The sequence below is a fragment of the Asanoa sp. NPDC049573 genome, assembly GCF_040676615.1.
In the GTDB taxonomy this organism is placed as follows: domain Bacteria; phylum Actinomycetota; class Actinomycetes; order Mycobacteriales; family Micromonosporaceae; genus Asanoa.
Genome location: NZ_JBFAPI010000005.1, coordinates 15292 through 35405, shown reverse-complemented (window position 1 = coordinate 35405; position 20114 = coordinate 15292). Strand labels below are relative to the sequence as shown.

Sequence of the window (20114 nt, the reverse complement as noted above, 5' to 3'; positions counted from 1 at the left end):
GCGGTGGATCACCGTGCGGCGGCGCCCGTGATGCCGTCCAGGACCGTGGTCAGGTTGTGGTTGAACGTCTCTTCGGCGTCGAGGTGGTCGCCGTCGACGACCAGTCGGGCGATGGTGGGGTATCTCCCCGTTTCCAGCATGCGGGTGAGATAGGGGCCGAGGCTGGCCTGCCATTGGGCCTCGTCGGTGCCGGTGGCCCGGGCGGTGCGGCGCTCGGTGACCTCCCGGCGGAGCGCGCCGACGATGAACGCGTTGAGCGCCCCGACCGTCCGTTGGAGATCGCCGATGCCGCGCACGGTCGGTGCCTGGCTCAACGCCGCCGCGGTCGCCTCGCCCACGGCGAGCGCGTGCGGTCCCAGGTGTGGCCGGGCGCCGAGCAGGTCGACGAACCACTCGTGGTCGAGGGCGGCCGCGCGGGTCGCGCGGGCGATGGCCAGCACCGTGGCGCGCCAGCCGGAGTGCCGGGCGGACTCGGCGATCCGGGCGTAGACCACGTCGACCATCAGGTCGAGCAGTTCGGACCTGTTGCGCACGTAGTCGTAGAGGCGCATCGGGCCGACGCCCAGCTCTTTGGCGATCTTGCGAACCGACAGGCCGTCGAGCCCGTCCGCGTCGGCGAGCCGGATCGCGGCGGCGGCGATCTTCTCGCGGCTCAACGGGACGGGCGCCGCCCGCGGCTGGGGCTCGGGCCGTTCCCAGACGGGCAGCGGTGCGCTACCGTACGGCGTATCCATAAGATACAGCGTACGGTAGTGGGGTTGATGATGCGAATCGCGATCGCCGGCGGTGGCCTGGGCGGCCTGACCCTGGCCCGGGTCCTGCACCGGCACGGGATCGGCGCGGTGGTCTACGAACGCGAGGCGAGCCGGTCCGCGCGATCGCAGGGCGGCATGCTCGACCTGCACCCGGAGTCCGGGCAACAGGCGTTGGCCGATGCGGGCCTCGCCGACCGGTTCCGGGAGCGGGCCCGACCCGAGGGCGAGGAACATCGCATCCTCGACCCGACCGGACGGACCCTGGTGCACCACAAGCCGCGACCCGGCTCGTTCTCCGGCCGTCCCGAGATCGACCGGCGCGCCCTGCGTGAGCTGCTGCTCGACTCTCTGCCCGGCGACACGGTGCGGTGGCGACACCGGCTCGTCGCGGCGACCCCGCTGAGCGGCGGGGGCTGGCGGCTGACCTTCGACGGCGGACAGCAGAGCGACTGCGACGTCCTCGTCGGTGCCGACGGTGCGCGCTCGGCGGTCCGGCCGCTGCTGACCGACGTCGCACTGTCCTATGTGTCCACACTGGTGGACCTCACCATCGCCGACGTCGACCGGCGCCGTCCTGACCTGGCCAATCTGGTCGGCCCCGGCAACCTGTGGTGCGTCGGCGGGAGCCGGATCCTGGCCGCGCAACGCCTCGGCGACGGCAGCCTGAAGGTCGGGATCTCGCTGCACGCGGTCGATCGCCCCATCGACAGCTACCGCGACAAGCGTGCCCTGCTGGACCTGTTCGACGGCTGGAACCCACGCCTGACCGCGCTGATCGAGGCCGGCGACGGCACGCCGACGCCACGCCGGATCGAGGCCATGCCCACCGACACGCGCTGGTCCGGCCGGCCGGGCGTCACCCTCGTCGGCGACGCCGCGCACCTCATGCCGCCGGTCGGCGAGGGCGCCAACCAGGCCATGCTGGACGGTGCCCAACTCGCCGCCCGCCTCGCCGCCGATCCCGACTCGGCCATCCGGGCGTACGAGGAGGCGATGTTCGCCCGCATCCACCCGATCGCCGAGATGTCCGCCCGGGTCCAGGCGATGATGCTGTCACCCACCGCGGCGGACGACCTGGTCCGCTTCTTCACGCCCCGTTCCGCCGGCGATACCCTTGCCCGGGGGTGATCTCGTGCTGAAGCAGGTCGCGGATGGCGTGCTGGTCCACGAGAGCGAGTTCTGCCAGAGCAACGCCGTCGTCGTGCAGGGCCGCGGTGGCGTGTTGCTCGTCGACGCCGGGGTGCTCGGCGACGAACTGGCCTGCCTCGCCGATGACCTGGCCGGCCAGACCATCGAGGTCGGCTTCTCCACGCATCCGCACTGGGATCACCTGCTGTGGCACCCGGCGCTCGGCAGAGCGCCCCGCTACGCCACGGCCCGCTGCGCGGACACCGCCCGGGATCGCTTGTCGGGCGGGATCGACGCACGCCGGTTCGGCATACCCGACGAGGTGCCGCTCGACCTGCTCGGCCAGGTCACCGGCCTGCCCGCGGAAGCCACGCGTCTGCCATGGGACGGCGTCGAGGTGCGGATCATCGAGCACCGGGCGCACGCCCCGGGCCACGCGGCGCTGTTGATCGCGGAGCGCGGCGTCCTGGTCGCCGGCGACATGCTGTCCGACGTGTTGATCCCGATGCTCGATCTGACCGGCCCGGCCGACCCGATCGACGACCACCTCGCCGCCCTGGCCCTGTTCGACGCCGTGGCCGGTGACGTCGAGGTCGTCATCCCCGGCCACGGTTCCGTCGCGGGCGGCGACGAGATCCGCGCCCGGATCGACCACGACCGGGCCTACCTGCACGCCCTGCGCGACGGCCACGATCCCGGCGACCCGAGGATCGGCCCGTCGGCCAAGGAAGGCTGGGAGTGGGTGACCGGCGTCCACGACCGGCAACTCCAGCGCCTCAGCAGCGCCTGACGGCCGCGTACCCCGAGACCCGGCCGCGTCCCGAAAGCTCCGCCGAATAAGTCGGGAGGTGGTGTCGGATCGGGATGGTCGTGTTCGTTGCAGGGTTGAAGCCCTGACAACACAGGAGATGATCTTCAGATGCAGTACCTGATTTCCGTGATCGACGACGGCACCGGCCCGAACACCGCGAAGGAAGACGCCGCGATCGACGAGTTCAACGACCGGCTCCGGGCCGAGGGCCACTGGGTCTTCGCCGGCGGTCTCGCCTCGCCCCACACCGCGACCGTCATCGACAGCCGCGGCGGCGAGGCGCTGGTCACCGACGGGCCCTTCCTGGAGTCCAAGGAATACCTCGCCGGCTTCTGGATCATCGAGGCCCCCGACCTGGACGTGACGCTCAAGCTCGCCGCCGAGGGGTCGAAGGCCTGCCACCGGAAGATCGAGGTGCGGCCATTCCAGTGAGCGCCGTCGAGGAAGCGATCACCCGGGCCCACCACGAGGAGTGGGCCCGGGTGGTCGCCTCCCTGACCAAGCGCTTCGGTGACCTCGACGTCGCCGAGGAGGCGGCCGCCGACGCGTTCGCGGCCGCCGTCGAGCGATGGCCGGCCGACGGCGTGCCGCCCAGCCCCGGCGCCTGGCTGACCACCACCGCCAACCGCAAGGCCATCGACCGGATCCGGCGCGAGAGCAAACGCCACGACAAACACAAGGAGGCTCACATGGTGTACGACGACGACCCGCCCGAGCCTCTCGGCGCCATCGACGACGACCGGCTCCGGCTGATCTTCACCTGCTGCCATCCGGCGCTGGCGATGGAAGCCCGCCTGGCGTTGACGCTGCGCATGGTCGGCGGCCTGAGCATGCCCGAGATCGCCCGCGCCTTCCTGGTGGCCGAGAGTGCCATGGGGCAGCGGATCACCCGCGCGAAGGCCAAGATCAAGGCGGCGCGCATCCCCTATCGCGTGCCGTCCTCCGAGGATCTCCCGGCCCGCGTCTCGGGCGTACTCGCCGTCCTGTACCTCGTCTTCAACGAGGGCTACCTGGCGACCGGCCCCGACACCGATCCGGTCCGGCACGACCTGACCGCCGAGGCGATCCGGCTCACCCGCCTGATCCGCACCCTCCTGCCGGAGGACGGCGAGGTGGCCGGGCTGCTGGCGCTGATGCTGCTGATCGAGGCCCGCCGCACCGCCCGGGTCTCGGCCACCGGCGAGCTGGTCGCCCTTCACGAGCAGGACCGCGGGGCCTGGGACCCGGCGCTGATCGCCGAGGGTCACCTGCTGGTGCGCGAGCGCCTGGCCGCCGGGGCCGCTCCGGGCCCCTACCAGATCCTCGCGGCGATCAACGCCGTGCACACCTCGGCCCGCGATTTCCGCGACACCGACTGGTCGCAGGTCCTGGCCCTCTACGACCAGCTCGTGCGCCTCGACCCGTCGCCGGTCGTCGCCCTCAACCGGGCCATCGCCATCGCCGAGCTCGACGGCCCGCAGGTGGCCCTGGCGGCGGTCGACCGCCTCGAGCACAGGTTGGCCGGCTATCACGCCTACCACGCCACCCGTGCCGACCTGCTGCGCCGGCTGGGCCGCAGCCAGCAGTCGCGCGCGGCGTACGACAAGGCCATCGAGCTGGCGGGCAACACTGCCGAGACCGCCTATCTGACCCGCCGGCGCGACCAGTTGCGGTAGCGCGGAATTTCTTTCCGGGCGGTGTCGGATCGGGCCCGGGGCCTTCGTGGTGGGGGTGAGCGGCCGCCCAGGAGGGGCGCCCCGGTAGGCGAAGGACGTTTCCCCATGACCACGTTGACGGACCCGGGCACGGTCGGCACACACCGCTCCAGTCGCCGGATGTGGGCCATCCTGGGTTTGGTTCTGCTCGCCGACGCGCTCGACGTCATCGACGCGACCGTCACGAACATCGCCGCACCCACCATCGCCCGCGACCTCCACGGCGGCGAAGGGCTGATCAAGTGGTTGGGCACGGCGTACCTGCTCGCCATGGGTGTCCTGCTCGTGGTCGGCGGACGGCTGGGCGACAAGTTCGGCCAGCGCCGGCTCTTCCTGATCGGCATCAGCGGATTCACGCTGGCCTCGGCGGTCGCCGGGCTCGCACCCGAACCGACTCTGCTCATCGCCGCCCGGGTCGCTCAGGGAGCGTTCGGGGCCCTGCTCATCCCGCAGGGCATGGCGATCATGATGAAGGCGTTCGGCCGCGACCTGCTCGCCAAGGCGTTCGGACTGTTCGGCCCGGTACTCGGTGTCTCCAGTGTCGCCGGCCCCGTCCTGGCCGGCTTCATCATCAGCGCCGACCTGTTCGGCCTGTCCTGGCGCCCGATCTTCCTCGCGAACGTCATCCTCGGCGGCATCGGACTGGTCATCGCCACCAGGATCCTGCCCCGTGACGACGGCGACCGGTCCACCGTCGTCGACGGTCGCGGTTCCGGCCTGCTTGCCGTCACGATGATCGGGCTGCTCTACGGTCTGATCGAGGGCTCGACCAACGGCTGGACCGCCCTACCCGTCGCCTCGATCATCGCGGGCGTCCTGTTCTTCGCCGCCTTCGCCCGCCGTCAGCGCACCGCGACCCACCCGCTCGTCACGCGTTCGCTGCTGCAGAACCGTGGTTTCACCTCAGGAATGCTCGTGGGCCTGTCCGTCTTCGCCGCCGGCGCCGGGCTGGTCCTCGTGCTGTCGCTGTTCATGCAGGAGGGGCTGCACGCCAGCGCGCGGGACACCTCGCTCGGCCTGGTGCCGCTCACCCTGGGAATCATCACCTCCGCGTTCGCCGCCATGGCCGGCCTGGTCGCCAAGCTCGGTCGCCGGCTCGTCGCCATCGGGCTGGCCGTCGTGGTCGTCGGCTGCGGTTGGCTTCTGGCCGTCGTCGACCGCGCCGGCCTCTGGTCCCTGACGCCGGCGCTGTTCGTCACCGGCATCGGCATCGGACTGTGCTTCACCACGATCCCGATGGTCGCGCTCGGCGACGCGAAGCCCGAGGAAGCCGGCAGCGCCAGCGGCTCGCTCAGCTCGCTGCAGCAACTCGCGTCAGCGCTCGGCTCGGCCGCGGTCACCTCGATCTTCTTCCAGGCCGCGGCCTCCGGACTGGACCACGCGATGAAGGTCAGCCTCGTCGTGGTCCTGGTCGTCTGCGCGCTCAGCCTCCCGGTGGTCGCTCTGATGCCGCGCACGGCACCGCGGGAACCCGGCCACTAACCACCCTGTGCCATCGACACACGACAGTAGCAAATGGACATTCCGTTGCTACACTGCCTTGGCCGACCCCCAAGGAGAGACACCGAAGTGAAGAAACTATTGAGCGTCGCGTCCGTGCTCGCGCTCTCGGTCGGAATCGCTGTCGCCTCGACGGCGCCCGCCTACGCGGCTACGGACAGGAGCGGGGCGGAACGGCTGAACATCCCGAACAGCAGCGCGTGCCGGGCGGGTCGAACGGTCCTGGAAGGCATGGTGGCGGGGCCGGGCGGCCAGCTCTACATCATTTTCTCGAAGGGAAGCGCCGGGGAGCCGGTCCTGTCCCGATGGTTGCGCGACGGCTCGGCCTGGGACGGCGCTAGCTGGACCTGTGCCGGGGCACCGATCTCCATGCCCGAACTCGGCCACGGCAACGACCTCGCCTACAACGCGAACTACCTGGGCCAGGGCCCGGCCTTGATCGCCACCCAGGGAAGTCAGTCCGCGTTTCCGAGCGACGACGTGACGATCGTGCACCTGAACGCCGACGGATCCATCGGTACGCGGCAGATCGTCCATCTGCCTACGGGCAACATCAGCGGCCTCTGCTACAGCGCGACGGCCGCCGGCGGAGCCGGCAAGTATGCCGCCCGCCGGCTGAGTACATTGTGGACCCATCCCGGTGCCGGCGCGCTGACGAGCGGATGGACGCTGGTGAAGAGCAACCTGACGAGTCACGACAATCGTTCCGACCAAGGCATCGACTGCTCGGAGAACTACATCTGGAACACCAAGTCGATCAACGACTCGACGCCCGACACCGGGTGGAACTGGATCTACCAATACAACTGGTCCGGCGGCGACGTGGAAAGCGACATCGGCATTCCGGGAAACAACCTGACCGACGAGATCGAAGACATCACCCACGTCGGGAGCGACTTCTTCGTCGCCATCAACCGAAACGGCGGCAGCGCCGACTCCGTGAAGGTGCTCTCCGAGTAGGCCGTCGTGTAACAGTGCCCGGCAGTGGGCGTCGACGCCCGCTGCCGGCTCAGCGGCGGAGCACCAGCCGGCCGAGGACCTGATGCTCGTCCATCCGCCGGTGCGCCTCCGCCGCCTGGTCGAACGGCAAGGTGGTCACCGGCAACCGGATCGCGCCGTCGACGAACAGCGGCACGATGGCCTCGGCGGCCGCGCGGGCCGGGCTCGAATCCAGCCCGAGGAACCCGCCGACGTTGAATCCGACGACACCGAGGTTGGCGAGCCACAGCCGGTTCGAATCGATCGGGGCGCCGGTCTCACTCCCAGCGCTGCCGACCGCCAGCAGCCGCCCCATCGGAGCGAGCAGATCCAGGGAACGCGTGCGCAGGTCACCCCCGACCGGGTCGACGATGACGTCGAACGCGCCCTCGGAGAGCCGGTCGACGGTGCTGACGACGTCGAAGCCGTACGCCATCGCGCCGTCGATCTGGCTCTCGCGCCGCACGGTGCCGACCACCCGCGCGGCGCCGAGCAGCCGTGCCACGCCGGGATACACCGAGGCCAGGCCACCGAGGGCACCGTGTACGAGCACCCGGGCGCTGGCCGGCATGGTGATCGCCCGGGTCAGGGAGAGGTAGGCGGTGGCCGCGTTGGCGAAGCCGGCCACCGCTTGTGCGCGGTCGACGCCGGTGCCACCGAGCGGCACGACGAGGTCGGCCGGGGCGAGCGTGACCTCGGCATAACCACCGAACCCGGGCAGCGTGAGCGTCGCGACCTCCTCGCCGACGCGCACCCGGTCCACGCCCGCTCCGACAGCGCGCACGACGCCCGCGACCTCGATCCCGGGAACGAACGGAGGCTGCGGCACGGCCGGATTGCCGGCCAGCATCCCCTTCCGGATCAACGTGTCGATCAGGCCGACCGACGCGTGGGAGACGGTGATGCTGACTTCGCCGGGCCCGGGAACGGGCTCGTCCAGCTCGACCTGCTCGAAGACCTCGGGTCCGCCGTACCGGCTGATCGACATTGCCTGCATGATCACAACATATCCGCGGCTTCGAACTCGCCGGCACCAAACCGATCGCCCGTTCGGCTTGAACGTTCAGTTCTGGCGGCGCCGGATCCACCAGAAGCAGGTGCCGGCCAGCGCTCCGGCGAGCAGGAGGAAGATCCCGGTCTCCATCCACTGCAGCGGCCAGTAGTGGCTCGCGGGCTGGTAGGTGACGGTCTCGTGGAGGTTGTCCTTGGCGAGGCAGGCGCCGATCCGACCCACGTCCGGGACGTCGCCGGGGACATCCGGGAAGCAGTCGGGGTAGTCATCTATGCGGACCACCTGGCCGGACGAGTTCAGCACGGGCGGCTGGGATGTCAGCCACGCCCCCCGCGGTGTCGGTAGGTCGAAGTGGAAGTCCGTCTGCGTGCCCCGGAAGTCGTGGAACTGGCTCGTGGTGGCCTCGTTGATCGCGAAGGTGGTCGTGGTCGACGGCAGCAGGTGGGGTCGGACGAGAGTGGGCACGAGAATCTGGACGGCGACGAACACGGCGAGGGTGAGGGCCATGGCGGGGAGGGTGCGGCGCAGCAGCAGTCCCAGCGTGGTACCCAGGGCGAAGGCGAACGCGGCGTAGCCGAGCGGGACGATGTCGCGTGAGGCGAAGGTCATCGCCGCCCACCGGTTTCCGTTGAGCTGGTCCAGCGGCCCGGCCCACCAGGTCAGCAGCCAACTGAGCATCGCGGCGGCGGCGATCGCGGCGATGCCGACGACGGTGAGTTTGACCGCGAGCCACCGGGTGCGCGTGACGGTCTGGTTCCAGGCGAGTTCGTGTGTACCGGTTTCGAGTTCACGGCCGATCAGCGGCGCACCCCAGAAGATGCCGATCATCGCCGGTACGGCGATCACGAGGAGTTGCAGGAGCTCGAACATGGGCTCATAGCTTCGCTGCAACTGGCTGAACTGGGCACCCAACGCCCGAGCGGCGGGGGTCGCTCCGTCGCAGGCGTGCAGCGGGGCACACGCGGCCAGGTCCGCGGCGTAGCTGTGGTGCATCCCCAACCCGGTGACCAGAAAGCCGATCGCGGCGGCGGCGAGCAGCGCCAGGCCGGCGAGGGCCTGGGCCCGGAACTGCCGCCAGGTCACCCAGATCATCGCGCTTCTCCTGTCGGTTGCATCGCGGTGTCGCCGCCGCGGTCGACGGGCGGCTCCATGTAGGTCAGCACGAGGTCCTCCAGCTCGAGGTGTTCGGCGGACCAGTCCCCGGCGGGCAGTTCGCCCTCGCTTCGCACGACGAACCTCGACTGCCGCTCGGTGTGTTCCGCCGAGATGACCTCCAGCCCCGCGGGCAGATCCGACCCTTGGCGCCGCGAGCACACGATCCGGTGGTGCCGCGCGAGCAGATCATCGGTTTCGCCGGCGAGCCGTACGCGCGAGGAGACCAGCACGACCAGGTAGTCGCAGACGCGTTCGAGATCGGAGATCAGGTGGGAGGAGAGGATGACGCTGGTGTCGTGCTCGGCGACCGACTCCATCAGGTGGCGCAGGAACCCGCGACGGGCCAGCGGGTCGAGGCTGGCGACGGGTTCGTCGAGGATGAGCAGTTCGGGTCGTTTGGCGACCGCGACGGTCAGGGCGAGCTGGGCGCGCTGGCCGCCGGAGAGCTTGCCCGCCTTCTGCCGCGGGTTGAGGTCGAGCTGCTCGATGCGGTCCTGCGCGAGCTTCGCGTCCCACGCCGGGTTCATCTTGGCGCCGAGCTTCAGGTGGTCGGCGACGGACAGGCTCGCGTAGGTGGGTGTGTCCTGGGCGACGTAGCCGACCCGGGCCAGTTGCGCGGTTCCGCCGTTGGGCTGACCGCCCAGCACCTCGATCCGCCCCGTGGTCGGCGCGAGCATGCCGCAGGCGATCTTCAACAACGTGGTCTTGCCCGCGCCGTTGGGCCCGACCAGGCCGACGACGTGCCCCGGCGGGATCTCAAGGGTGCAGTCGGTCAGCGCCTGGCGCTGGCGGTATCTCTTGCCCAGCTCATGGGCCTGCAATATCGCGCTCATCTCTCCTCTTCGGCGCTCTCGCGCAGGGTTTTCTGGCACATCGCCTCGATGCCCGGCTCGGTCAGGCCCGCAGCGCGGGCCTTGTCCATCCAGGCGCGCAGCTCCTGCTGCAACGGACCGTGCTCGGCGAGCGACGCCTGGCCGAGCGATCGGGTGATGAAGGTGCCCACCCCCGGCTTTCCCGCGGCCAGGCCCTGGTGCTCGAGTTCGCGGTACGCCTTGCTCACGGTGTTCGGGTTGATCGCCACCTTGGCGACGACCTCCTTGACGGTGGGCAGCTTGTCGCCTTCGGTGAGCAGCCCCAGCAGCAGCGCTTGCCGTACCTGCCCCACGATCTGCAGGTACGGGGCGATCCCCGAGCGCGCGTCGATGTGGAAGTCGATCAACCATATTGCCGTTTCACTAGGTTAATGGTGGAACGAGAATGCAGGAGACCCGGACGCGTGTCAAGCAGTGAGCACTAGCGGTGGTGATTGTGGGCGGTCGTGAACGGGTACCGCTGTGCGATGTCCCAGATTCCGAGCGACGCGGCCGCGGCGGGCTCCGACCGACCGGCCAAAGCCCCGGGCAAGCGTTCGCGCCGCAAGGTGTGGCTGGTCGGCTTGGCCGTGCTCCTGGTCGCGTGCGGTGGCGGGGCGGCGATCGGCGGGTACTACGTCGACTCCGTGCCGCCGCCCGACGAGTTGGTGCTCCCCGAGTCGACGACGCTCTACTACGCCGACGGGAAGACGCCGATGGCGAAGCTGGGCACGGAAAACCGCACGATCCTGCCGTACGAGCAGATGAACGACGCGGTCAAGCAGGCCATTGTGGCAGCCGAGGATCGGTCGTTCTGGACGAACGAAGGCGTCGACTTCCGTGGTGTGCTGCGCGCCGCGTGGAACAACGTCACCGGCGGTGACCAGCAGGGCGCCTCGACCATCACCCAGCAGTACGCCCGGATCGCCGCCGATCTGAAAGGGGTCACCTACTCCCGCAAGATGCGCGAGGCCGTCATGGCCTGGAAACTGGACGACAACTACAGCAAAGAGGAGATTCTCGGCTTCTATCTCAACACCGTGCCGTTCGGCCGCGGGGCCTACGGCATCGAAGCGGCAGCGCAGACGTTCTTCGGCAAGACGGCCCGCAAGGACGCGCCCCGCGAGAGCCAGCTGACCCAGTCGGAGGCCGCCGTGCTGGCCGCGATGGTCAAGCAGCCGGAGGCGAACCCGGACGACCCCGAGGGACAGCCGGGGTACGACCCGAAGCGCAACGACAAGGCTCGGCAGAACTCGATCGACCGGTGGCGGTACATCCGTGACGGGATGGTGGCGCTGGGCTATCTGACCGCGGCCGAAGGCGCGGACCTCGCCTACCCGGATACCGTCCGTGACTACGATCCCCGGGCCGGTCAGTCCGGCCTGGACCGGCCGGCCGGGCTGGTCGTCAACCACGTGCTGAGCGAGCTGCGCGGCACCGAGCCGTTCAAGGACCGCCCGTTCGACTATGTCCGCAACGGGGGCTTCCGGATCGTGACGACGGTCGACAAGCGCGCACAGGACGCGGCCGAGGCCGCCGCGAACATCCGGGGCGACAAGGCGCCGGACGTGGTGCGGGGACAGCCCAAGAACTGGCAGTCCGCCCTGGTGGCCGTGGAACCCGGCAGCGGCCGGGTGCTCGCGTACTACGGCGGCAACGACGGGCTCGGCGCCGACTACGCGGGGTGGTACCTCGACGACGAGGGCCACGCGGCCGGGTTCGGGCAGCACCCACCAGGATCGTCGTTCAAGGTGTACGACCTCGCGGAGGCGCTGCGGCACGGCATCTCGCCGAAGCAGCGCTTCGACTCCCCCGCGACCAAGGAGTTCCCGAAGAGCGGCCGGACCCGCGACAGCGCGGCCGGGCCGATCCGCAACTCCGGCAGTGCGGCCTGCCAGCCGCAGTGCACGCTGTGGGAGGCGACCGTCGCGTCGCTGAACACCACGTACTTCGGGCTCACCGAGCAGCTCGGCGTGCCCGCCGTCATCGACATGGCACGCAAGGCCGGCGTCGAGTCGATGTGGGCCAACGAGCAGGGCAAGCCCGAACCCGTGCGGGTCGACCTGCGCGAGACGTCGGGCCAGGACGCCGCATCCCGGTTCTCCACCGAGGTCGGCATCGGCCAGTACGGCATCACCGTGCAGGACCACGCGAACGGCATGGCGACGTTCGCGTCCGGTGGCAAGCGCGCGAACGCGCACTTCGTCCGGTCGGTGTCCAAAGGGGACGACGAGATCTACCACGAGCAGTTGACGCAGACGGACGTGGGGCTGAACCAGGAGCAGGCCAAGCAACTCAACTGGACGCTGCGCCGGGTGGCGGCCGCGAAGGTGCCGGACTGGGACGCGGCGGGCAAGACCGGCACCTGGCAGGCCGGCAAGAGCACCACGCAGAACCTGCACGCCTGGATGGTCGGCTATACCGGCGCGATGGCCGCGGCCGTGTGGCTCGGCACCACGGACGGCAAGCCGCTGCGCACGAAGGACGGGAGCTACGACGTGTTCGGCGCGAGCTATCCGGGGCGGATCTGGCAGCAGTTCATGACCGAGGCGGCCAAGGCGATGGACCTCGACCCGGACGATTACCGGTTCGCGGAGCCCGGTTTCCCGCAGGAAACGCCGTCCGCGCCGTCCACCGCGGAAACGCCGGCGCCACGGACCGTCAGCCCCGAGCCGACCGACGCGCCGCGACCGACGCCGTCGACCAAGCCCACGCCCACGCTCGAACCGACCAAGCCGCCGAAGCCGACCCCAACCACGCGTCCGACCAAGCCGGTCACGCCGCCCCCACCGCGCGAAGCGGCATGACGGAGACCGGGGCGGGCGAAGGTCGCTGCCCGACGCGGCCGTGAGCGCTGGGCTGGGCCGTCCCCGTTACGGATGACTGTTCGCTCGCTTGGCGCTGGCCTCGTCCAGCAGGGCGAGATCCGCGGCGGTGAGCCGCAGCGTCAGAAACGGGAGCAGGTCGGCGAGTTGGGCCGGGTTGCGGGCTCCCGCGATCGGAGTCGCGACGGTGGGCTGCGCGGCCAGCCAAGCCAACGCGACCGCGGCCAGCGTGGTGCGGTGCGCGGCGGCCACCTCGTCTAGGGCACCCAGCACGTCCAGGCCGACACCGTTCAGATGCGCGCGGGCCTGACCGGCGCGGGGACTATCCACCCGCGGACCGCCCGGACGGTATTTTCCGGTGAGGAACCCGCGGGCCAGTGCCACATATGGCAGGCACACCAGTCCGGTGCGGGCGACCGTGGGTGCCAGGCTCTGTTCGTAGCCATCCCGCTGCACCAGGTTGTATTCCGCCTGCAGGGCAACGTAAGCGGCCACGTTCTCCCGTGCCGAGGTTTCCAGCGATTCCGCGAGCCGGTCCGCAGTGAAGTTCGACGCCGCGATGTGCCGGACGGTCCCGGCGCGCACCAGTGCGTCGAACGCGGTCAGGGTCTCGACGACCGGGGTGCCGGGGTCGTCGACGTGCGCGTAATAGAGGTCGATGTGGTCGACCTGAAGCCGGCGCAGCGAGCCCTCGACGGCCCGGCGGATCGTCTGAGGAGTCAGATTGTCGAGGCCGGGCAGCGCACCGACCTTGGTTGCGATCACCATCCGATCTCGGCAACCGCGTGCCTTCAACCAGCGGCCGATGATTGTCTCGGACTCGCCCCCGCTGTTGCCGGCCACGTGATAGGTGTACCGGTCCGCGGTATCGATGAAGTTGCCACCCGCCTCGGCGTACGCATCCAACACGGCGAACGACGTCTCCTCGTCCGCCGTCCAGCCGAACGGATTGCCGCCCAGGCACAGCGGCGACACGGCAAGGCCACCACCGCCGATCGTCACCATCGTCGGCCCCACCCGGTCAGCGCCACAGCGGTTCGGTTTCGCATGACGGCAACGTTAGGGGGACGCAGGGCACCAATTGGTTCCCTACCAGCCGTCGCCGCCACCGTCGCCGAGCTCGGCAGCGTGCTCCTCGGCCCACCGGGCGAGCACCGACACCGGGCCGAGCAGGCTCTCGCCAAGCCCGGTCAGCCGGTATTCCACACCCGCCGGCGCGGTCGGCAGGGTACGGCGCTCCACCAGTTGGTTGTTCTCCAGCTTGCGCAACGTCTGTGTCAGCATCTTGTTGCTGATCCCGCCGATCCTGTCACGCAGGTCGCTGTAGCGCTGGGGCCCGAGTCCCAGTCCGAACACCACGACGACCGACCACGTATCGGCAACCAGAGCCAGCGTCGTACGGGCGGGACAATCGGCGAGGAACACGTCGTGCCTGGCCATCCGTGAACACCCCCTTCACCTAGGCACCTACCCCCTCGTGACCGCCCCGCACCGGGTCAGCGCATTGCCGACCGCAGGTGCGCCGCCCAGCCGGCCTCGAAGTCCTCGTACGGCACCCCGAGCACGTCCCGCGTCGCTCTGTCGATCGGCGCGCCCCGATAGTGCTCGGCGACGAACTGGTAGACCTTCTTCTCCCCGTACCGGTCGGCGATGTAGCTCATCGCCGAGTGACCCAGCCAGTAGTTGTAGCTCAACCGCCCCTCCATCTTCCAGGAGACGTTGCCGGGCAGGTCCTGCTGGTAGTCGTAGGAACGGAGGATCTGCCTGGCCTCGGCGGTGCGATCGCTGGTCGTGAAGGGCTTGCGGCCATGCGCGAAGTATTCGGCGAACCCCTCGACGACCCATTTCTCCGGGCCGTCAAACGCCGTCGCGCCCGGGCCACGTTTGATCAGCACGGCGACGATGGCGTGCGCCAACTCGTGTCGGAAGATCTCCAGCTTCCGGTCGTCGCCATTCCCGAAGTGGTACTTGTCGGCCACGTCGATGACCACGCGGCTGGTGGCGACCTCCTGCTGGGCCGTGCCGTCGATTGCCCCGGCCGGCGGTATCGGGATCGCCACACCGGACTCGATGGGGGTGTCCTTGGTCGTTCGGTACAGCGAGCCGAGGTCCTTCTTCCCCTTCACCAACGAGATCACGAAGCCCTGCGGGACCTTCGCGTCGACTCCGCCGGCGCGCCACGCGGCCAGGTTCTCCGTGGCGGCGCGCTCGGCCAGACGCGCGTACCGCCGGGCTTCAGCCTTCAGTGACTCATCCGCGACGACCACCGTGTGCGGGGTCTTCTCGACGTGGATGGGGCGGCCTCGGTCCCACGGAGCCGGGTAGTAGGTGGTCATGTCACGGTTCTCGTCGGTCGGCAGGCCGCCCTTGACGGCGATGACCTTCAGCGGGGCGTCCGGGCCGGCGCGGGTCACCCGCCACTCGTACAACTCTTCGACCGGGGCCGGGTCGGCGCCATCGAACCGGTGCACGAACGACACCCGCACGTCGAACGTGCCCTCGGTCGATACCGTCGCGCCAAACTCCTCGTACCGGGCCTCGGCCAGGGGTAGCTTGTTGAGGCTCTGGAACAGGGTCGTCTGCCGCGCGATCAGGTCCTCGTCGGCCGGGTCGAACGGCGCCAGGAACGCCTGGAGGTCTCGCTTCGCCAGGGCCCCGGTGTGCTCCGCCAGCAGGGTCGCGATCTCGTCGGACCCGGCGTCATCGGTGGAGGAACGGCCGAGGAGGGTCACCATGGCGACCACCGAGCCGGCCAGCAGAAGAACCAGAACCACCCCGACCGCGGTCAGCGCGATCCACAGGCCACGCCGGGACCGGGACGGTGGTGGCGGCACCGGAGCGGGCGCGTACGCCCAAGGTTGGGCTGGTGGGCCCGGGACGGAGGGGTGACCCTCGGCCATGACAGCTATCCTCGCTAATGTCGACATCGGACCGAACAACGGTCCACAACGGACCGGGCACGGGCGGGCTCAGCGAATCTCGGCCTTCACGTATTTTTCCCAGGCGGTGTAGAAGTCTTCGTACGAAACGTCGAGCACCTCTGGCAGTACGTCCTTGATCTCCTTGCCCCGGTAGTGCTCCGCGACCACCTCGAAGGTCTTCTGTTCCCCGTATTTCTCGGCCATGTAGCCGATCGCCGAATGGCCGCACCAGTAGGCGAGGTTGGCACTCTCCGCGTTCTTCATGTTGAACTCGTCCTTGAGGCCCAGGGCATAACCGCTGCTCAGGGACCGCTTCACCGCAGGGGTACGGGTACTGTCCGTCCACGGCTTCCGCTCGTTGCCCAGGTATTCGGCGAATCCCTCGGTCAGCCAACTCGCTCTGGGAACGAGGGTGTCTTCCTCTTGCTGATCGGTGAGGGCGGCCACCATCGAATGTGCCAACTCGTGCCGGAAGATGTCCCCTGGTCCGTTGGGCTCACTCGGCTCGAAGAACGAGGTGGCCAAGTCGATCACCACGCGACTGCCCCCGACCAGTGGCGCCTTTTGGTCGTCCGGTGCGTTGATGTCCTGGAAACTAGGCACGCCGTAGGACGTTCCCGCCTCCGGCGGTGTCTCCCCAGCCGTGCGGTACAGCGAGCCCAGATCCTTTTTGCCCTTCACCAGCGAGATGACGAAGCCCTGCGGGATCTCGCCAGCCACTCCGCCGTCCCGCCAGGCGGCGAGGTTCGCCACCGCGGCCCGTTCGGCCTGCGGGGCGTACCGCTGAGCCTGCGCTTTCAAGGACGCGTTGACGATGAACAGCGTGTGCTCGGTCCGCTCGACGTGGATGTTGCGCCACTTGTCCCACGGCGCCGGATAGAAGGAGAAGGCTCCCCTGTCGGCGGTGATCCCCTTTACCGCCGTGACCTTGATCGGGCCACCGCGCTCACTCCGGGCGATCGTCCACTCGTACTGCTCGTCCACCGGGTGCAGGTCGAAACCGTCGAGCTTGTGCACGAACGCCACCACATGGTTGACGCTGGCTCCGGTGCCGAGCGGCCGGAAAGCCGACCCTCCGCCGAGTCTCTTGAAGGTAGCCTCGGCGAACGGCACTTTGCTCAAGTTGCGGAACAGCACGGTCTGCTGGTCCACCAGTTTCTTGTTCGCCGGGTCGTACACCGCCAGGAACGCCTTTTCGTCGCGCTCCTTGAGCGCCTTCCCCTGGCCCGCCAGCAGAGCGTCGATCTCCTCCTGCTTGATGGGGTTGAGCGCTTCTTCCGCTGCGGCGTATGCGGCGTCCCGCTTGACCTGTTCCTTCGCGAGGTGCGACCGGACGATGACCACCGTTCCCGCGACGAGCAGGAGGACCGTCAGCACCGAGCCAAGGATGATCCACAGCCGGCGCTTCGGCTTCCTGCGCGCCGGCGGGCCACCCGACTCCGGCTGCCCGTACGAGCCGTGGCCGAACTGTCCGTATGGCGGCTGACCCGGCGGGTAGTCCGGCCGCCCGTACGGCCTGTTTGCCGGGTGCCCAACCGGAGGCGGCGTGGACGGGGGAACTGAGGGAGGTCCCTCGGTCATGTGCGAATCCTCGCTCGTGTACGTCGAATCGGCAGCACCGTTCACCACGACCGCCCCGATCGGATCCGAGCCATTGTGGCCGATGGCCCAGCTGATCGTCAGCCCCGAAAATGGCGCAAAGTCGCCAAGGTCGACGCACCCAAAGGCATCGTCGATGCCGATATCTCTTGTTCGCTCTGTCTGAACACCTATGGGAAGTCGACTTGGCGCTCGAGACCGCTCGGGACGTCGACGGGCCGTTGACCCAGGCGCACCGACTCCGCGATCTCGTCACGCCTACGCAGCGCCGCACGCCATCCCACGACCTCGGCGTTGACCCGCTCGCCGTTGCCTGCCGTCGCCTCCACCGTCCACGGCCGACGGAACAGCACTCGCCCCACAACCGCCACGACCAGCAGCACGACCACGATCAGCAGGTCAATCGCGATCAGCAGCAGCGGAAGCAGCACCCACCAGAACAACGCGGCGGCAGCGATGACCGCGAGGAAGATAACCACGAGGACGACGATCGCGTCACCAAGGTCGAAGTCGCCCCCGCCACCCCCGCCCGAACCCGACGTTGCCGCGTCACCGATCTGCAAAGCGCCGTCGACGAGCTCACCGGCGTCGCCATCCCGGTTCTTTCGCTTACGACGCCAGCCGCCGAAGCGTCGGGCGAGCGCTCGCCAGCGCGGTTCCCAGACCACACGCACGGTCCACCGCGTGGCATCGGGCGCCGTCACTAGAACACTTTTCACGGCGACAAGATATCCGCCCGCATCAACGACAGGTCCGCACCCGCCCCGGCGTCGACGCGGATCGTGGTGTCGGTGTAGCGCGCCAGCTTCGGCCGTCACACTCCTGCCGTCGAGTTCCGTCCTGGTTTGACGGCGCGGGTCGCGAAGTAGCCGGGCAGCCAGCCCGCGGTGGCGTCCGAGTGGTGCGGCGCCTCCTCGAACCCGGTGATGACGAAGCCCGCAGCGAGCTGGCCGCCGAGTTGCTCGGCCATGCTGTGGCTGTACTCCAGCGGCGCGTCCGCGCCGAAGAGCCGCTCGCGCTCCTCGGCCGGCACGTGCGTGAGGTCGCTGTACGGCAGCCTGTGCCGGACCACCAGCTCGCCGCGCTGGTCAAGCGCCTCGTGGTCGAACAGGTAGACGTCCGGGTTGAGGAAGCCGCACAGCAGCGCGCCGCCCGGTCGCAACACCCGGAAGCACTCCCGCCACACCGGGGCCAGCTCGGGGACGAACAGGTTCGAGACCGGGTTGAAGACGAGGTCGAACGAGGAGTCGGCGAACGCGGACAGGTCGCGCATGTCGCCGAGCATCGTCCGCAGCGGCACGTCGTCCCGCTGGGCGACCAGCTCGTCCTGCTCGAGCTGGCGCGGCGAGTTGTCCAGCACGGTTACCCGGGCCCCGGCCGCGGCGAGCGTCGGCCCCTGCTGGCCGCCGCCGGAGGCCAGGCACAGCACGTCCACGCCGGCCAGGTCGGCGGGGAACCAGGAGCGGTCCACGGGTTGGTAGCCGATGAGCACGACCGACCACTCACCGGCCCGCGCCCTGGCAACCGTCTCCGCAGAGATCGGCCGCGACCACTCGTTGCCCTGGTCGACCTGCCGGTCCCAGGCCACCCGGTTGTGCGCGACTGGATCAACACTCATCCGCGTACGCTATCCGGTGCCTGATCACGACCCTCAGTCGACGACGGGTCGGGGCCAGGGTCCGGTCGAGCAGGCGGCGAGTCGGCTCGGCCTGCTCGCGCTGGAGTTGTGCTGATGCAGATGAGCGGACATCCTGAGCCATCGGCTGGGTGCGGGGATTCGTCAAGTCCTCCGGTGCGGCCGGGTATCGAGTCCTGCTGTCAGGTGCGCGTCCGGAACGGGGCGATGGTTGCACGGATCTGGTTGGCCGCTCCCCAGTCGTCGTCGAACTGGGCCAGCACGGCGAGGTGTTGGCGCAGCTGGATGATCGGCATGCGGGCGCGCCAGTCGCTGTCGAGGCCGGTCAGCTCGGCGTAAACCGCGAAGAACCGTTGTGCCTCGGGCGGTGGCGAGGTCGACCACAGATGGGCGAGGTCGACCTCGGCCCACATATAGGACACTGCCGGGTCGATCAGTGCGGGCTGCCCGTTCGGAGTGGCCAGGACGTTCTGTGCCCACAGGTCGCCGTGCGTCATGCATGCTGGCCGGTCCGGCAGCAGGTCAGGCAGCCGGTGGCACAGCCGTTCCAACGCCGATCGGTCTGCCGGGTCGAGGGCCGCCTCGACGCGGGGTTGCCCGAGCCACCGGAGCAGCCGGTGCTGTGCGAAGAACCCGAAGCCGTCGTCATCCCAGGTATTGATCTGGCGGCGACGGCCCAGCCAGTTGTCGTGGTGCCATCCGAAGCGATGATGGGTTGTGCTCGTGTGCAGACGGGCGAGCATGTGCGCGAGCTGCTCCCAGAAGGCTTCGCTGCGCGGCCTGGGCTGCAGCACGGACAACACAAGCAGTTGCCGGTCGGCCAGGATCACCTCGGGTGTCGTCATGCCGCCGGGTTCGCGCAGTGCGGCCAGCCCTTCGGCCTCCGTGAGGAAGACGTCGTCGGCCGGCGCGTCAGCGAATGCCTTGACGAACACCGGTGGCGCGTCTCGGCGGGTGGCTATGCCCGCGAGCGCCGCGAGCCCACCCGCCGCCGGCTCTACTGTGACGACATCGTGCATTCCCGCCCGGAGCAGGCACTCGAGGAGAAATGCCGCCGGGCGGATCACGACGAGCTCCTCCTACCTAGAGTGCGGGGTGGCAGGAGTCTATGTGACCGGCAGTTGTTGTGGTGTGGGGTCGACGGGACTCGAACCCGCACTCGAACGGTCCTAAGCCGTTTGCCTCATGCCAATTGGGCTACGACCCCTGCGGCGTCCGGTATACCAGCCCGGCCGCCGAACGGGAACTC

General features: G+C 69.4%; 19 protein-coding genes and 1 tRNA gene. 7 read left to right on the top strand and 13 right to left on the bottom strand.

Annotated elements, in window-relative coordinates; genetic code table 11:
• Positions 1-8 precede the first annotated feature (8 nt).
• Positions 9-734, bottom strand: coding sequence for a TetR/AcrR family transcriptional regulator C-terminal domain-containing protein (locus AB0J74_RS13080; protein ID WP_363447872.1), 726 nt, complete (start codon positions 732-734; stop codon positions 9-11).
• A gap of 27 nt (positions 735-761) precedes the next feature.
• Between AB0J74_RS13080 and AB0J74_RS13075 the strand changes: the two genes are divergently transcribed.
• The 6 genes from AB0J74_RS13075 (at position 762) to AB0J74_RS13050 (ending at position 6848) form a co-directional block, all read left to right on the top strand.
• Positions 762-1883 carry an NAD(P)/FAD-dependent oxidoreductase gene (locus AB0J74_RS13075; protein ID WP_363448354.1) on the top strand — a complete coding sequence of 374 codons (1122 nt, stop codon included), beginning with the start codon at positions 762-764 and terminating at the stop codon, positions 1881-1883.
• Positions 1884-1887: 4 nt separating this feature from the next.
• The gene (locus AB0J74_RS13070; protein ID WP_363447871.1) at positions 1888-2673 is read left to right on the top strand and encodes an MBL fold metallo-hydrolase; all 786 of its coding nucleotides are present in this window, start codon (positions 1888-1890) and stop codon (positions 2671-2673) included.
• Positions 2674-2802: 129 nt separating this feature from the next.
• Complete coding sequence (locus AB0J74_RS13065; protein WP_363447870.1) at positions 2803-3126, top strand: YciI family protein; 324 nt, start codon at positions 2803-2805, stop codon at positions 3124-3126.
• Complete coding sequence (locus tag AB0J74_RS13060) at positions 3123-4349, top strand: DUF6596 domain-containing protein (protein WP_363447869.1); 1227 nt, start codon at positions 3123-3125, stop codon at positions 4347-4349. The genes AB0J74_RS13065 and AB0J74_RS13060 overlap by 4 nt, the downstream gene beginning before the upstream one ends.
• A 105-nt stretch (positions 4350-4454) precedes the next feature.
• Complete coding sequence (locus AB0J74_RS13055) at positions 4455-5870, top strand: MFS transporter (RefSeq protein WP_363447868.1); 1416 nt, start codon at positions 4455-4457, stop codon at positions 5868-5870.
• 114 nt (positions 5871-5984) lie between these two features.
• A complete protein-coding gene (locus tag AB0J74_RS13050) occupies positions 5985-6848 on the top strand; it encodes a hypothetical protein (RefSeq protein WP_363447866.1) in 864 nt (287 codons plus the stop codon).
• 49 nt (positions 6849-6897) lie between these two features.
• Here AB0J74_RS13050 and AB0J74_RS13045 read toward each other — a convergent pair whose 3' ends face one another.
• The 4 genes from AB0J74_RS13045 to AB0J74_RS13030 all read right to left on the bottom strand — a co-directional run bounded on the left by AB0J74_RS13045 (position 6898) and on the right by AB0J74_RS13030 (position 10252).
• The gene (locus tag AB0J74_RS13045) at positions 6898-7854 is read right to left on the bottom strand and encodes a zinc-binding dehydrogenase (protein ID WP_363447865.1); all 957 of its coding nucleotides are present in this window, start codon (positions 7852-7854) and stop codon (positions 6898-6900) included.
• 75 nt (positions 7855-7929) lie between these two features.
• A complete protein-coding gene (locus AB0J74_RS13040) occupies positions 7930-8970 on the bottom strand; it encodes an ABC transporter permease subunit (RefSeq protein ID WP_363447863.1) in 1041 nt (346 codons plus the stop codon).
• A complete protein-coding gene (locus AB0J74_RS13035) occupies positions 8967-9866 on the bottom strand; it encodes an ABC transporter ATP-binding protein (RefSeq protein WP_363447860.1) in 900 nt (299 codons plus the stop codon). The genes AB0J74_RS13040 and AB0J74_RS13035 overlap by 4 nt, the downstream gene beginning before the upstream one ends.
• Positions 9863-10252: a GntR family transcriptional regulator gene (locus tag AB0J74_RS13030; protein ID WP_363447858.1), complete on the bottom strand. Its 390-nt coding sequence runs from the start codon at positions 10250-10252 to the stop codon at positions 9863-9865. Before AB0J74_RS13030 ends, AB0J74_RS13035 begins: the two co-directional genes overlap by 4 nt.
• A 120-nt stretch (positions 10253-10372) precedes the next feature.
• Between AB0J74_RS13030 and AB0J74_RS13025 the strand changes: the two genes are divergently transcribed.
• Positions 10373-12691, top strand: coding sequence for a transglycosylase domain-containing protein (locus tag AB0J74_RS13025; RefSeq protein ID WP_363447856.1), 2319 nt, complete (start codon positions 10373-10375; stop codon positions 12689-12691).
• Between the two features lie 66 nt (positions 12692-12757).
• Here the strand turns inward: AB0J74_RS13025 and AB0J74_RS13020 are convergent, their stop codons facing one another.
• The 8 genes from AB0J74_RS13020 to AB0J74_RS12985 all read right to left on the bottom strand — a co-directional run bounded on the left by AB0J74_RS13020 (position 12758) and on the right by AB0J74_RS12985 (position 20072).
• Positions 12758-13714, bottom strand: coding sequence for an aldo/keto reductase (locus AB0J74_RS13020; RefSeq protein ID WP_363447854.1), 957 nt, complete (start codon positions 13712-13714; stop codon positions 12758-12760).
• 84 nt (positions 13715-13798) lie between these two features.
• Entirely contained in the window at positions 13799-14149 is a 351-nt protein-coding gene (locus AB0J74_RS13015; RefSeq protein WP_363447852.1) for a helix-turn-helix domain-containing protein, read from the bottom strand.
• Positions 14150-14205: 56 nt separating this feature from the next.
• A complete protein-coding gene (locus AB0J74_RS13010) occupies positions 14206-15609 on the bottom strand; it encodes a hypothetical protein (protein ID WP_363447850.1) in 1404 nt (467 codons plus the stop codon).
• Between the two features lie 69 nt (positions 15610-15678).
• Positions 15679-17007, bottom strand: a complete 1329-nt coding sequence (locus tag AB0J74_RS13005; protein WP_363447848.1) for a hypothetical protein — start codon at positions 17005-17007, stop codon at positions 15679-15681.
• A gap of 392 nt (positions 17008-17399) precedes the next feature.
• Positions 17400-17933, bottom strand: a complete 534-nt coding sequence (locus tag AB0J74_RS13000; protein ID WP_363447845.1) for a hypothetical protein — start codon at positions 17931-17933, stop codon at positions 17400-17402.
• Between the two features lie 110 nt (positions 17934-18043).
• On the bottom strand, positions 18044-18847 hold the full coding sequence (locus AB0J74_RS12995; protein ID WP_363447842.1) for a class I SAM-dependent methyltransferase: 804 nt from the start codon (positions 18845-18847) through the stop codon (positions 18044-18046).
• A 200-nt stretch (positions 18848-19047) separates the two neighbouring features.
• A complete protein-coding gene (locus tag AB0J74_RS12990) occupies positions 19048-19932 on the bottom strand; it encodes a fructosamine kinase family protein (protein WP_363447839.1) in 885 nt (294 codons plus the stop codon).
• 65 nt (positions 19933-19997) lie between these two features.
• Positions 19998-20072: transfer RNA gene (locus tag AB0J74_RS12985), tRNA-Leu, on the bottom strand.
• Positions 20073-20114: the final 42 nt, after the last annotated feature.